Here is a 15,429-nt window from a genome sequence, read left to right as displayed (position 1 = left end):
ACTTCTTAAAGCCCCATCAGCACGTGCAAGTAAGAGCAAAAAAGAGTTTAGGACAACATTTTTTAAAGGATTTAGACGCCGCCCAGCGTATAGTCAATGGACTGAATCCGCAAGGCGCCTATCAAAAGGTATTGGAGATTGGGCCTGGAATGGGTGTTTTGACTCAATATTTAGTCAAAAAGAAAGAATATGAAACCTACCTCATTGAGATTGACCAAGAGTCTGTGGCTTATTTAAGAAAGAATTATTTAGAATTTACCGGACCTCGTTTAATCGATGGGGACTTTTTGAGATACCCACTTGAAAACATCTTTGGGGATGAAAAATTCGCCGTTGTGGGCAATTTCCCCTATTTCATCTCGACCCAAATATTTTTTAGAATCCTAGAGTACAAGGATCAATGCGTGGAAGTGGTTGGAATGCTGCAAAAAGAAGTAGCCGAGCGGCTAGCCGCTAAACCCGGGAATAAAGATTATGGCATTCTAAGTGTTTTGCTTCAAGCCTATTTTGATGTGGAATACTTATTTACCCTTGGGCCGGAGGTATTCACTCCTCCACCAAAAGTAAATTCTGGTGTTATTCGGGTCGTGAGAAATTGGGACAAAAAATTAGAGTGTGATCCCCAAAAATTCAAACAAGTGGTCAAAATGGCCTTCAACCAACGCCGGAAAACATTAAGAAATGCACTTAGAGCGATGCAGTTGCCCGATCACCCTTTATTAAGCAAACGAGCAGAGCAATTAGGTGTAGCTGAATTTTCCGAACTGACCGAATTGTGGAAAGCCAATGGTTATGTAGGCGCATAGCCGAAATCCAGCAAATATTTCTTAATTTAGATACGAAATTTTCAAACCTCAGCGAAATCCATGGAAGTAGTCAACCCACAACACCTTCCGTTTGAACTCACCAAAGAGTTTTTAGAGGAAATCAAATTACTTATCGCTGAGCAATCCAACGAGGCTATACTGGCCAAAATTGAAGATCTATTTGCAGCGGATATTACCAGTATTTTGGATGAATTAAGTGGTGAAGAAGCCAAATACATTGTTCTATTACTCGATACTAAATTAGCCGCTGAAATTATTTCAACCTTGGACTCAGATGACCGTAAAAAGTTTCTGAAAAATTTCAATTCCAAAGAAATTGCTAGTTACATCAATGTCATCGATTCCGATGATGCAGTGGATATATTAAATGAGCAACCTGTACGCGTACGCGAGGAGGTAATTGCCCTATTAAAAGACCGGGAGCAAGCCCGTTTCATCATTGATTTAATGCATTACGATGAAGATTGTGCCGGTGGTTTAATGCAAAAAGAGTTAATCAAAATCAATGTCAAACAAACGGTCACCGAGTGTGTAGAAGAGATTCGTCGACAAGCCGAGGATGTTGAAAAAGTATATGCCGTATACGTAGTTGATGACGATGGTTTATTGATGGGAACTGTTTCCTTGAAAAAAATCATTTTAGCCAAAAGAGGTTCCAAAATCCAAGATGTATTTGATGCCGATGGAATCGTTTCGGTTCAAACCTATATTTCTGGAGAAGAAGTAGCCGATTTAATGCAAAAATATGACCTAGAAGCGATTCCTGTCGTTAATATACAAGGACGTTTATTAGGCAGAATTACCATCGATGACATGGTCGATTTCATCACCGAATCCGCACAAGAAGATATTCAGGTCATGGCCGGTATTTCGGAAGACGTAGAGGAAGATGACTCCATTTGGTTATTAGTACGTTCCCGTTTACCCTGGTTAATCGGAGGTATGGTTGGTAGCTTTTTAGCCGCTAAAATCATTGACCGTTTTGATAGTTCTATTTCCATCATGCCGGCTATTTCAGCTTTTATCCCCTTAATTGGTTCCACGGGAGGCAATGTAGGAATTCAATCTTCTTCGCTGATCGTACAAAGTTTAGCGGATAAAAGTGGCTTGGATACTACACTTTGGAAACGTCTTCAAAAAGTATTGATTGTGGCCTTGATCAATGCACTAATTGCAGCCGCATTTGCATTTGGATGCTCCATGTTAGTGGATCATGGTGAAATCATGCTCTCGGTAACAGTTTCAATTTCTTTGTTCGCCGTAGTTATGTTAGCCTCGCTGATGGGAACCATTACACCTTTGGTATTGAATCAATTAAACATCAATCCTGCGGTAGCCAGTGGACCATTCATAACGACAACCAATGACATTCTGGGTTATGGGGTTTACTTCCTAATCGTCTATTTATTGCTCTAACATGCTGGCGGTCATTCAACGTGTTTCGGAAGCTAAAGTTGAAATTGATGGTCAAATCAATGCCCAAATACAACAAGGCTTTTTAATATTAGTCGGGATACATCAGCAAGATACCGAGGCAGACAGCCTTTATTTAGCCAATAAAATCAGTGCCCTTCGAGTTTTTTCAGATGCTGAAGGCAAAATGAATTTGGATATCAAAGCCATTCAGGGCCAAATCATTTTGGTGAGCCAATTCACGTTACATGCCCAAACAAAAAAGGGAAATAGACCCAGTTTTATCGAAGCGGCAAGACCCGAACATGCCATTCCTTTGTACCATCACCTCATAGATCAATTAGAAAACAAGCTAGGATTCCCTATACAAACAGGCAAATTTGGAGCCGACATGCAAGTTAGCCTAGTCAATGACGGCCCAGTAACCATCATCATAGATTCTCAACACCCAAACTAATGACGATACAAGAAGCACAAAAACAAGTTGACCAATGGATTAAAACCGTAGGTGTCCGTTATTTTAATGAACTGACTAACATGGCCATGCTCACGGAAGAAGTGGGAGAAGTGGCACGTATTATCGCCAGAAGGTATGGGGAACAATCAGAAAAGGAGTCCGACAAACAAAAAGATTTGGGGGATGAAATGGCCGATGTGTTGTTTGTTCTAATTTGTTTAGCAAACCAAACGGGCATCGATTTAGAAAAAGCCCTTGAGCAAAATTTAGCTAAAAAATCGTTCAGAGACCAAGATCGGCATCACAATAATCCGAAACTAAAAGCATGAAAATTGTAATTTTAGATGGCTTAGCCTTATTTCAACAAGATATTTCAAGAACTTCATTGAGTGCTTATGGAGAAGTTGATTTCTACGAAAAAACCAATGAAGCTGATATTAACTTACGAGACCCGAACGCAGCCGTATTAGTCACGAATAAATGCCTGGTCAATGAAAAAGCGTTGTCTCATTTCACGCAATTGAAATTAGTCCTAGTAGCAGCCACGGGGTATAATTCCGTCGACATTCAAGCATGTAAAGAAAGAGGAATTCAAGTATCCAATGTCCCTGCCTATGGCACTTATTCGGTGGCTCAGCATACCTTGGCCCTCTTATTGGCTTGGTGTAATCGAGTGGAACTACACAATCAATCCGTACAAGCTGGAGAATGGAGTAAAAACGATTGGTCCTATTCATTAAGTCCTTTGACCGAATTAGCTGACAAGAAACTAGGTATTATTGGTATGGGGAACATTGGACAATGTTTTGCCAATATGGCCGAAAGCCTGGGAATGCAAGTATATTATCACCATACACGTGATTTACAACTTAAAAACAGGACTTATTTATCTAAAAAGGAATTAGCTCAAACCTGTGATGTGATCAGTTTACATTGCCCATTAAACCCACAAACAGATCAACTCATCAATGCTGAATTTTTAGCTTGGATGCCATCGCATGCGATATTAATCAATAGCTCCCGAGGTGGATTGGTCGATTCTTTGGCATTGGCCAAAGCCCTACAAGAAAAACAAATTGCCGCGGCTTTATTGGATGTATTAGATCAAGAACCACCCAATATACATCATCCTTTACTAGGAATTAATCATGCCTACATCACACCGCATAATGCCTGGTTGAGCTTTGAGGCAAGAACACGCATTATTCAAAGCCTCATCACTACGCTGGCTGGATTTTTAGCAGGAAAAGCAATCAATCAGGTCAATTAATGCTTTTTCTTTATCTTGGGCATCTGAGATTTAGTAATATGCTTACCCATGGATTGACCTTCTGATTTGGAAGGTACATAAGGTTTCACAAGGGCTAATTGATCTATACTAGGATTTAGTTTTTGAATCAACGGATGGCGAATATCAAATTCAGCTTCTCCAGATATTTGACCGTACTCCATATCGGAAAGTCCTTCATGTTGGTTTTCAGCATTACTAAATTGAACCACGTGCGTCAAATTATCCCCTCCCAGTTTTCCTCCTTCCCAACTAACCACCATGCCTCCGTTAACCCAATCGAAACCCGATATAGTAAAATTCTTTTGATTCAATTTCTCCACATCAAGTACTTTTAAACCCAAGTATAATCCCGAATTCGTTTTCCATAAAGACTGTTTTCCAAGCAAAGATACATCCAATATTTGCCCTTGATGGTACATGATAAAAACTTGCTTGTTGGTATTGGGATACAGAATTGAACCACGCAAAGTATCTTCATTCAAAATCCAAGTAGTATCTGCCACGAGGGATTCTTTACCATACTGAGCTTGTAAGCCCGCCAGATCTTTACAAGCCAGCACATCATTTAAAATCAAATTAGGAACTAGCACTTCTTGATTTTCAGATTGGGAAGATTGACATGAAAATACGGCTAGTAGAACAAGGGAGTACAAGAAATTTTTCATACAAATTAGGGATGTTCGAACTAAATTAGACAAATCTAATGGATGAAACAATGACTTAGGTCAGTCTGTTGGGAATCAAACAGCATCGCTAAAATAGAATTTGGTCCAAAACCAACACTCCTATTAGTCCAGTGATGGAGACTAACGTATCCATCAGGGTCCAAGATCGAATCGTATCCTTAAAATTCAAGGAAAAATATTCTCTGAATAACCAAAATCCAGTATCATTCACATGTGAAAACATCATACTCCCTGCTCCAAGAGCTAAAACCATGAGGTTGGGGTCCGCAGTAGAATTCACCAAAATCACTTTCATAAAACCTGCAGCAGTAATACCCGCCACCGTAGAAGAACCGACACAAACACGAATGATAGCAGCCATAGTCCAACCTAATACATAAACATTCCAAGTAGAGGAACCTAGACTATCTGCTACGGCCAGACTGACCCCAGCGACGACTAATACCTGTTTCAAAGCCCCAGCACCCCCAAAAATCAATAATATCCCTGCAATATCTTTGATCGATACCATGGAGGTACTCAATAAGGTATCTGAACTAAATCCGATCCGTTTTAACAAAATACCTGCCAACAAAACAGAGAGAAATAAGGAAAATACAGGATTAGAAATATACGCCGCAATGGATGGGAAGGTATTGGAACCAAAAGAGCCAAGAGCTAATAAAATGATTGGAAATAAAACCATCAAGAAACTAGCAAACGTGGATAACTGAGGACCATTGGTTCTTTTTTCATTATCTACAAAAACAAATGCTTGATTAGCTGGAGTGGTTATATTTTTAGTAGTCATACCAAACCACAAACCTGAAACTAAAATGGCCGGGATGGCTATAGCCACACCATACAACATTGTTTTGGACAAGTCGGCACCAAACTCCTGCATAATTGCCAAGGGTGCTGGATGTGGAGGTAAATAGCCCTGGGTAACCGTCAAAGAGGCGAGCATGGGCAATGCCAAAAATGTAGCAGGTTGTTTTAATTTAGCTGCCGCAGAAATCACTAGTGGCGCCAACAACATAAAGGCTACCGAATAAAAAAGTGGAAGTCCTACCAAAAAACCAGCCAACATAAAAGCAATTCGAGCGTATCGAGTACCCGAAAGCTTCAATAAGACTTCAGTCATTTTTTGCGCAGCACCACTGATTCCGACCCACTTCCCTAAAATAGAACCAAATGCAAGTATGCCTGCAATGGAACCTAGGGTACTGCCCATCCCCTCTTGGATAGCTTTAAATATAATTTCTGGACTTAATTGAAAGGCAACACCCGCTAAGATACTAACCCCCGTAAAAGCTACAAATGGAGGTAATTTTAGCCAAGTCATAGCTAAAACCAAAGAAATGATCGCTCCTAAAGTAATCAGAAATAGCATAGGCTATTTATTTTCTTGTAGGGCAACTAATTGTTGCCAAACTTCATCATATCCTAATCCATCTGCCCTACCCGCTGGATTAAACATCACTTTTGTCTGCTTACTTTCCTGATAAAAACCAGAATAAGACATATATTTTTTAAAGTAAGTAAATTCTCCACAAATCACCAATCCGGGAATTTGAAAAGCATTCGCCATGTGAGTGGGACCTGAATCCAAACCGATAAAAAAGGATGCACCCTGTATGATTTTCATAGTTTCCATCAAATTACATTGACCTACCAAAGAGGTAAATTGAGGGTGTTTCAATTTCAATGGATTCTTCATACCTATTTCTACTACATGAACTCCCCAAGTAGCTATAGCATCCAAAATGAGTTGATGCCAGTGTTCATCCTTCCAATCTCGTAATCCTGCATTGGATTTACAATGAACCAGCCAATACGTTTTTGGTAAGTCAAATCGTAATTCTTGATCATCCACATACAAATGAGGTTGGCCTTTCATCCTACCTAAATCAGCTAATTGGGATGAAATTTCCAATAAATTATATTGGTGATAGTAATTGTTCAATCGAATCCCCAATGCGTCAGCTTTCTCATTTTGTAAAGAAATCTGAAATACAGGATCTATTCTGAAATCACTTAATTGTAAAAAATAAAATTGCGTAAAAGGATTCCATGACAATAAAAACCGAGCTACCAACAAGGAATATTCATCCAGCAATTCGGAAATTAATGGGTGTTGAGAAAATAAGGGGAAATAGCGTTTTTCGGTAATCCAATAAATAGCAACATTTCCGAATTTCTGCTGTAAGGCCCCTAAAATAGGTTCGGAGGCAACCATATCTCCTAGATCGCCATCCATGAGAATACCAATATGTACTTTAGTTGGTTGAAATAAACGTTTGAAAAGTATACGGCAACTGAGGCTTAAAAAATACGCCAATGAACCTATCGCATAGGTCACTCGATGAAACATGATTTATAAAATTTAAATAGGTTTAAAAGAACCAGAAATTTCTTCCAGATCTATATAGGTTTTCAAAAATAAAACTAAAAAATCAGAACCTAGCATATTTACCCACAATAAGACTTAAATTCATTCAAGTCTATTCTTTAAATTTTCCTTAAATTTGGAGATTAATTTTGCCTATGTCTAAAGCACTTACCTTTATTTCAGCCATACTCATCTTAACTTTGATTGGAATATTTGTGTGCTACATACTCTATTTCAGTTTTGATTTCCCCTATCAAGATGATGTCACTTTATTAGAGTTTATCAATACCACTAAAAATACACCTTGGAACTGGTCCGATTTTTTTCAAGCACTTTTTCGTGTCGATAACGATCATTCCATTGTAATACCTAGACTTGTTACTTGGATAGACTATTTACTAGTTGGCCAAGTAAATTTCCAGCATTTAATTTGGCTTACTTTAAGCGAATTAATCCTCATTCTATATTTATTATATCGCTTATTTAAAAGGCAAAAGCTCCATTTGGTTTATTTCATTCCAGTGGCTTTCCTTTGGTTGCAACCCCAATACCACGAAGTTTCCAATTGGGCTATCACAGGGCTACAGCATGGACATGTAACATTATTTTTACTCACTAGTCTTTATTTAATTACGGAAGACAAAGCTTATGCCTTAACATGGTCCATCGTATTAGCCTTTTTTGCATCTTTTACATTTGGAAATGGCTTTATTGTTTTTATTGCGCTCGCATACGTTTATTTATTACAAAAGAATTGGAAAAATGCCTTCATCATAGGCATCTGCTTATTACTATTCTTTGCTTTTTATTTACAGATCTATCACATGGGACAAGCCGTGAAATTTCATTGGAATATCAAGCATATCCTTTTGTCTTTCTTGGGATTCATCGGAGCAAGTGCTATGGAATTTCCGAAAATTGGACTAGTATTTTCATGGTTTATAGGTTTCATCGTAGTTAGTATTTTCACCTTTTTTAGTATCGATCACAGTAAATTCAATTTAAAAAACAAAGACCAGGGTACATATTTAGGAATTTTAACCTTTATACTCTTTTCAGCAGGTTTAATTGCACTAGTTCGATCTGCAGAACATTATACCATTTATAGTCGCTTTCAATTATATGCTTCCTTATCCATCATCATTGTATATTTACATATGTTGTTACACAGCCATAAACGCTATCACAACATACTTTTAATAGGGATGCTACTGTATAGTATTCCATTTTATGGGCTTTCATATTTTAACCATAGTATAGCCCAACAATACCAAAAAATGAGTTTCATTGCAGACAGAATCAACTGGAAAAATAATCAAACAATCTTATCTGTCAGTTCTGGATTTTTAATGAATGCCAAACCTATACTTCTAGAAGCTGAAAAGAAAGGAATATATTCGATGAATCATCCATGGATTAATCCATTAGAACAGTCAAATACGAAACCAATTAGTGAAATTTCTATTCCAATTCAATCTAAGGAATATAAAGAAATCATGCAGCAAAAGCATGCTACTTGGATGAATCACTATTATTGGTTAGAATTTCAACAGTTCCCTTTTAGCTCTGGAATCAAAAAACAGTGGTTTATGATTCTAAAGCCAACAGATAAAATAAACCACAGCTACATTCTTCCGATACAATTTGCTTTAAATGGAAAAAAGAACTTCCTAAGCATGGAAAACTATCGAGCTGATTACGGATCCATTAGAATCAATCATGAATCACTTAAAACAGGGATATACAAGCTCTATCTTTGGAATTTAGATACACAAGTACCTTCGTCAAAGAACGCATTATATGCATTGAAGCAAATCATTCAGGTGGATTCCCAATTACATACTCTGGTGTTAAAATAATTACCTTGCAAATTAGGCACAAAAAAAATCCAAGATTCATTGAATCTTGGATTTACATTACTCCGTGTTCTAAATTATATCAGTTTCGGGGTTATAAGAAAACTCTAAGAGAAACAACACAAACCGTCTCAAGAGATAATTCATTTTTATAACACTTCAAAGGTACACGAATAATTTGCAATCACAAAATGTTTAATTCGAGTACATGTAAAGAAAAATTAACTAAAAAATATTCTTTACGAATTTTAAAAAGAGAACAAATCGATTGTTAAAATTTTAAATGAAATTTAAACATGAGAACATCAATTCATGTACTTAGCAAAGTACTGACCGGGGGAAACACCTTTTAGCTTCTTCACAGCCGCATTGAAACTTTGACGAGTACCAAAGCCCGATTCTGTGGCTATAACCTCGATTTTGTAGGATTTCCAGCGAGGATTATCGCGACATTGCTCCTCGGCGTATTGAATTCTCCACGAATTTACATAGTCTGTAAAGGAAAAGTCAAGCTCATCTTGCAGGCATATACGTATCAACCTAGGTTTAATTTTTAAACTATGCGCAACCAAATTCAAAGAAATATTGGGTTTTAAAAAAATAAACTCTGATTCAAAATATCGATCTAATTTTTCCAAAATTGATTTATTCTTTACATTGATTTTTGAATTATCAAATCCAAACTCCTTAAAACCTTCTGTTTTTTCTTGAATTTCTCGATGAGAATGTTGAAAAACTAAGCCTTTTAAAAATGGGCCATCCAATAATCGTGGATTTAGAAAAAGAAATAAAGCCATAATAGCAAATTCCCCAGCATATAAAAAATCTCGAGCCATCATCTGCACTTGATCTTGATAGATCAGATTAAAAGCAATATGACATCCTAAAACGACAATTTTCAAAAAGAGATCCCCGGTCAACCAAAAAACTATGAGCTTGTTCTTTACCAAGAATGACTTCGAAACAGATTGATAATATTTAAATAATTCATAAGATATCAAGGCCAAATAAGCAATATAGGATATACTCTTAAAATACAGGTGATATTTCATCGAAATCAGTCCAAAATTAGACTTTGAAGTATTGAAGGTGTTTTCACTGATAACCTGATTAATTTCAGCTAATTTGATGGCTTCAGGGCTTAGATAAAGGGGTAAAAATTCTAAAAAATGAATAGTAAATGGCAAAAAGTGCAAAAAATAAACTGTCTTGAATTTTCTTTCTGGGTACAATAAAAAATGCTGAAAGAGATAAGACAATGGCCCTATTAAATAAAACAAAGGGGATATCACTCTGAAATAATTTGGGTGATCCAATATAAGAGGTAATTGAATGTAATAACTGCAATAGAGTTGAATTCCTAATTGGATGAACTGTAAGCCGAGAAAGCGAGTTGCCAATAAGCCCCTCTTTAGTAATAAGCTAGTTCCAAATGCGAAAAATAAGAATCCTAAAAAATACAGATAATAGTTTATGGTAATTTTTTCCATAAAAAAAGGAAGAACCTAGGATATTTAAACCCCAAGGTTGATGTTTGATTAAGAGTAGAGTTTAATATAATAAAGTACAAAATGACACATTATACTTGGTAAAAAAAAATAAAAAGCAGCCTACATGATAAGCTGCTTTTACGAAAGACCCAATTAATCTTCCAATGGGTGTTCAGAAAGGAGCTTATCCACTTGATAAAAATCCTTTTTACTTATAATAGTAGCTCTTACTTCCTTCACCTTTTGTGGGCTAATCACAGAACCTTTATTTCCAAATGCATTTCGAATATAGGTTAACACATCCGCCACTTCTTTATCGTTCATAAGACCACCAAAAGGAGTCATTGGCACTTGACCAGAATATTTAACTCCATTAACTGTCATAGGCCCCATCAAGCCCTTCAAGACTAATTTGATCAAGCGATCTTGATTTCCTGTCACCCATTTCGAACCCGATAATGGAGGAAATCCTGATGCAGTAAGTCCCTTTCCATCCAATTGATGACAGGTTCCACAATATCCTTCCTTTCCAAATAAGGCACCTCCAGCAGTATAAGATGCTAAATCCGCCCCCTTTAAATTCGTGGCACCATAAACTTCTTTTTTACGCTCCACTCCTTTTCCACTTAAATGTGCCAAGGCTGTCTCATAGGTATGTATCATCCAATCATCTAAAGGCTTCGCTTTTGCCAAAGCTAAAATGGGTAAACCTTTCGCAGGACCAATCCAAGAGGCAGCAACGATGGCTTCTAAACGAACACGACCATGCTGATCTTGAGCAGCCTGACTTAATAAAGCTGCTTGATTAGCCAATTGATGTCCATTATAACGCACTGCTCTTACAGCCGCAGCGCGAACATGATAATCTTTCGCTTGTAGCAACTGAGACAACAAAACTTGATCGATTTTATTCATCCCCCAAGTAACCCAGAGAGCTTCCAAAGCGTGATGCTCATAGGATGGGTCTTTTTTGTCTAATTTTGCTACCCAAGCTTTGGTTTTTGCAATCACCTCAGTTACATTTCTACCCCTCAATTCACGGCGCGTTCTGTACCTAGTACGGTATTCAGGTAACTTCAAGTTTTCCAATAATTCATCAATAGAAGCTCCAAATACCTTAGCTGGTTTAATCAATGGACGAGATGGATAGGTAATTCGATAAATACGACCATGGGTATGATCTCTCAAAGGATCGCGGGCATTGTGTTGCATGTGACCAATAAGGATATTATGCCAATCAATGAAATAGAGTGAACCATCAGGTGCAAATTCCATATCCACCGGTCTAAAATTACGGTCATCACTTTTAACCAAATCTACCCGGTGTTTGGACTTATATCCTGTACCATCATCCCAGATTTGATGTTGTTTCATCCCTAAAAATCCAATGGTATTGTTAATCAACATATCTCCTTGAACTTCGTCAGGAAAATGTCTACTGGAAATGAATTCCAATCCAGAGGTTGGTCTAACTCGATGTGCTTCCTCAATCAAATTATAGGACTTATGGTTGGCTTCACCGTATCGGCTTAAAACACTTCCCGGCATCATCCAGCGAACATCTGGGCCAGATGTCTCCGCAAAGAAATTCTGCCCCCAGCGGTCAAAAGCTATTCCCCAAGGATTTGGAATCGACAATTGAGCTACTCTTTCTAGATGCCTGCGGGTGGGATTGAATCGATAGAATCCTCCATTGGTACCACGAACGGTTCCATAAGGTGTTTCCACATTGGTATGCAAAAATACTCCTTCTCCCATGTATATAGCTCCTGATTCATCCGAAACAAAGGCATGGATTTCATGATGAGAATCATGGTCATCAAAACCACTGTATATGATTTCTTTGCTATCTGCCTTATCATCGCCATTGGTATCTTTCAATAATACCAGATTGGTTCCTTGACTCACAAAAACTCCTTCTTGTGTAATTTCAAAACCTACAGGCAACTGTAAATGATCTGCAAATACAATCTCACGATCTGCTTTACCATCGCCATTCGTATCCTCATAAATCAATAATTTATCATTGGGTTTGGGATCACCCGGCTTGTAATGTGGATATGTCGGCATAGCCGCTACCCAAAGTCGGCCTTTATTATCAAAAGTCATTTGAGATGGCTTAGCCAAATTGGGGAACTGCTCCTCAGAAGCAAATAACTCCAATTTATACCCTGCTGGAACCTGAATCGTTTTTAGTGCCTCCTCTCCATATAAGTAACGTAAACTTCCATTTTTTTCTGGATTGTAATTGGTCGTTACCGCAGGTAAAGATCTTGTTTTTTTGTCCTCTGCTTCAACATCTAATACCTTCCCTTCCCGAGCAGCTAACCAAATTGCCTGTTGGCGAACTTGCGTCATTTGACGAATTTTTTCAATCTCTGCAGGATAATTATCCGGTCCAAATGGATTGTAACGTCTACCATATACGTGTACACCATTGGGTATCTTAAAATCATTATGCCACATCCAGTTTTTTTCGTCCACGGCCGCCTGAACTAAAGCTCTACGAGATTCAACTTCAGTAGCTTTTTTCCCAAATATTTGATCGGCTAAAAATAAAGACAAACGCTGGTATCCCGCATTATTCAGTTGTAATCCATCGATGGTCAAAGGTGCTTGACTTTCCTCATACCATTTTTGAGATACTTGAAAAACATCGATAAACAATACATTATTTTGATCTGCCACTTCTTTCATGGCTTTGGTATACATCGCCAAGCGCTCATTTTCCTTCTTGCCATTGGGCAAATCTCGTAATGAACTGATGTCCTCAAAAGCGATAGGGGAAACCAACGCTAATTGAGGCGCTTGCGAGCCATTGTACTTTTGTTTTTGAGTATTTTGTATGAAGGCGGTCAATTCCGCTTTATAATTATCTAATCTGGCAGCGCCTTCTGTTGATTCTGGGTATCCAAAAAATGCAATAATAATATCTGTTTTCAAGCGACTTAGCCAAACATCATGTTTTTCCAAATGGCCTTCACTTCCTGAATTCTTAGCAAATTCTAATTGAAATTTTTCGGCACCCGGAAAAGCCCAAGGGTCATTTCTTGAAGAATGAGGTCTAAATCCGGGGGTATCTCCTCCATCACAAAGATTTCTGACAGTCAGTAAGCTATCTGGATATCTCAAAAGTAATTCTGTTTCAAAATGATCGAAATTGATCATTCTCGAACCCAGGTTATTACCAATCAAAGAAATATGACAATTCTTTTTGATGGATAAATAAGGAGAAGAGGATGGTTGAAAAGAGCTAAATGCAATAATAGCTAAAACAATACCTACTATCCCGAATTTGATTTTAAAGGACATGATCTAAATGTTTTTGTTCTTTGTAGGAGAGGGTAAAACGAATGATAATGAAAAAAGAGTAAAAAAAAGATGGACCCTGAGGCAGGATCCATCTTGTTAGGTTTTAGTTTCCTAATGTCCAGCCTTCGCGGTAAGTTCTCTTGACAAAGGCATTGGCAGCATCGTAATTGGTTACGCGCATGTTTTGATTATCCCAAAGCAACTTGGTGTTAGATCCAGGATAATGCATACCATTTCCAGTTTTTCTTGGTACAGGAATATCAGCAACACGTATAGCTAAATTCGCCATCAAAATAGCTTCTGTCAAAGGACCTGCCATTTCAAATGGTGAACTCAATTCTTTTTTACCATATCCAGCAATACAGCCTTCTACCCACTGAGCGTAGTGACCATCAGCACTTCCAGGTACACGTTCTAATTTACGTGGAACTTTTACTTCTTCATTTCTAGACAAAGGCAATAAACGAGGATTAGCTGCATATTCACTCGCCATCATTTTTCCTTTGGTACCAATAAATAAGATACCTGAATTACCATCACCAAACATTTCATCTGGTCCTAATTCTTCTGGTCTTTCCGGCTTAATACCACCGTCCATCCAGTGCATCGTGATTGGTCCTTGGGTGCGATCTGTTTTGGGGAATGTTAAGGTAGCATGACTTGATGGAGGACAACTATCTGGGAAGAATCCACGCTTACCAAAAGCCGTAAATACACTACTTACGGAAGCTTGTACATCCGATGCATATTTTAAATTCAATACGCGGAAAGGGGCTTCCATTAAGTGGCAACCTAAATCACCTAAAGCACCTGTACCGTAATCCCACCAACCTCTCCAGCTTCCTGGAATTAAATTATCTACGTAATCTTTATAAGGAGCAGTTCCTAACCATAAATCCCAATCCAAACCTTGTGGAACAGCAGGCTTAGTGCTTGGCCATGGGATACCTTGTGGCCAGATAGGACGATTGGTCCAAATTTGTACGGTGTGAACATCACCAATAATACCAGCATCAAACCATTCTACCAACTGACGAACCCCGTCACCAGAAGAACCTTGGTTACCCATTTGAGTTACTACTTTGTATTTTTTTGCTGCCTGAGTTAAGGCTCTTGCTTCGTAAATATCATGCGTCATAGGCTTTTGAACGTACACGTGCTTGCCTAATTGCATGGCGGCCATAGCCTGAATTGCGTGGTTATGGTCAGGAGTGGAAACAGATACGGCATCAAAGTTCTTTGATTCCTTTTCTAACATCACACGCCAATCCTTGTAATATTTTGCTTTTGGATAAGCTGCTACTGAATCTTTCGCCTGACGATCATCAACATCACAAAGAAAACCGATATCCGCCTTACCACTTTGGGCAAAATAACGTAAATCAGACTTTCCTTTTCCGCCTACACCGATACCGGCAACTACAATTTTATCACTGGGAGCTGTAAAGCCTTTTCCGCCTAATACATGGCGAGGTACAATCATAAAACCAGCAGAGGCTAAACTGGCAGACTTAATAAACTCCCTTCTGGAAGCATCGGAATTTTTTAGTTTCATAGGTCTAATTTTAAAGGTCTTTCGAATGGATAAATCTTGTATACCCATTCAATCTTCAAAGCTATAACAATTTTGCATTTGAACAATTCAATTTAAACTATTTTTAATCCTACCTTGACTTATAGGCTTAAGGTAATTTTAAATGATAGATTATAAGTTATAGGTTATAGA

General features: G+C 38.0%; 12 protein-coding genes. 6 read left to right on the top strand and 6 right to left on the bottom strand.

The genetic code is table 11. From position 1 onward, the window contains the following. The first annotated feature begins 23 nt into the window (after nt 1–23). From rsmA to G9H65_RS09710, 5 genes are read left to right on the top strand one after another with little or no spacing between them, the layout of a single operon-like run. Nucleotides 24–806, top strand: coding sequence for a 16S rRNA (adenine(1518)-N(6)/adenine(1519)-N(6))-dimethyltransferase RsmA (gene rsmA, locus G9H65_RS09730; RefSeq protein ID WP_166375147.1), 783 nt, complete (start codon nt 24–26; stop codon nt 804–806). 60 nt (nt 807–866) lie between these two features. Further along, a complete protein-coding gene (gene mgtE, locus G9H65_RS09725; RefSeq protein WP_166375146.1) occupies nt 867–2,243 on the top strand; it encodes a magnesium transporter in 1,377 nt (458 codons plus the stop codon). Between the two features lies 1 nt (nt 2,244). After that, complete coding sequence (gene dtd, locus G9H65_RS09720) at nt 2,245–2,697, top strand: D-aminoacyl-tRNA deacylase (protein WP_166375145.1); 453 nt, start codon at nt 2,245–2,247, stop codon at nt 2,695–2,697. Beyond that, complete coding sequence (locus G9H65_RS09715) at nt 2,697–3,026, top strand: nucleotide pyrophosphohydrolase (protein ID WP_166375144.1); 330 nt, start codon at nt 2,697–2,699, stop codon at nt 3,024–3,026. Before dtd ends, G9H65_RS09715 begins: the two co-directional genes overlap by 1 nt. Beyond that, the gene (locus G9H65_RS09710; protein ID WP_166375143.1) at nt 3,023–3,967 is read left to right on the top strand and encodes an NAD(P)-dependent oxidoreductase; all 945 of its coding nucleotides are present in this window, start codon (nt 3,023–3,025) and stop codon (nt 3,965–3,967) included. Before G9H65_RS09715 ends, G9H65_RS09710 begins: the two co-directional genes overlap by 4 nt. Here the strand turns inward: G9H65_RS09710 and G9H65_RS09705 are convergent. The 3 genes from G9H65_RS09705 to G9H65_RS09695 all read right to left on the bottom strand — a co-directional run bounded on the left by G9H65_RS09705 (nt 3,964) and on the right by G9H65_RS09695 (nt 7,027). After that, nucleotides 3,964–4,653 (bottom strand): hypothetical protein, encoded by a 690-nt coding sequence (locus G9H65_RS09705; protein ID WP_166375142.1) that lies wholly within the window; start codon nt 4,651–4,653, stop codon nt 3,964–3,966. The genes G9H65_RS09710 and G9H65_RS09705 overlap by 4 nt on opposite strands. 88 nt (nt 4,654–4,741) lie before the next feature. Then, nucleotides 4,742–6,046 (bottom strand): GntP family permease, encoded by a 1,305-nt coding sequence (locus G9H65_RS09700; protein WP_166375141.1) that lies wholly within the window; start codon nt 6,044–6,046, stop codon nt 4,742–4,744. 3 nt (nt 6,047–6,049) lie between these two features. Next, nucleotides 6,050–7,027: a glycosyltransferase family 9 protein gene (locus tag G9H65_RS09695; RefSeq protein WP_166375140.1), complete on the bottom strand. Its 978-nt coding sequence runs from the start codon at nt 7,025–7,027 to the stop codon at nt 6,050–6,052. 173 nt (nt 7,028–7,200) lie between these two features. Here G9H65_RS09695 and G9H65_RS09690 point away from each other — a divergent pair, with 173 nt between their 5' ends. Then, nucleotides 7,201–8,904 (top strand): hypothetical protein, encoded by a 1,704-nt coding sequence (locus G9H65_RS09690; RefSeq protein ID WP_166375139.1) that lies wholly within the window; start codon nt 7,201–7,203, stop codon nt 8,902–8,904. A gap of 302 nt (nt 8,905–9,206) precedes the next feature. Here the strand turns inward: G9H65_RS09690 and G9H65_RS09685 are convergent, their stop codons facing one another. From G9H65_RS09685 to G9H65_RS09675, 3 genes are all read right to left on the bottom strand, one after another. Continuing rightward, on the bottom strand, nt 9,207–10,391 hold the full coding sequence (locus G9H65_RS09685) for a helix-turn-helix transcriptional regulator (RefSeq protein WP_166375138.1): 1,185 nt from the start codon (nt 10,389–10,391) through the stop codon (nt 9,207–9,209). Between the two features lie 153 nt (nt 10,392–10,544). Continuing rightward, entirely contained in the window at nt 10,545–13,703 is a 3,159-nt protein-coding gene (locus G9H65_RS09680) for a PVC-type heme-binding CxxCH protein (protein ID WP_166375137.1), read from the bottom strand. 103 nt (nt 13,704–13,806) lie between these two features. Next, a complete protein-coding gene (locus tag G9H65_RS09675) occupies nt 13,807–15,258 on the bottom strand; it encodes a Gfo/Idh/MocA family protein (protein ID WP_166375136.1) in 1,452 nt (483 codons plus the stop codon). Nucleotides 15,259–15,429: the final 171 nt, after the last annotated feature.

This window comes from Aquirufa ecclesiirivi, assembly GCF_011250515.1.
Classification (GTDB): Bacteria; Bacteroidota; Bacteroidia; order Cytophagales; family Spirosomataceae; genus Aquirufa; species Aquirufa ecclesiirivi.
Note: the sequence above shows the minus strand (reverse complement) of the source record. Positions and strands in the feature narration are given on the sequence as shown.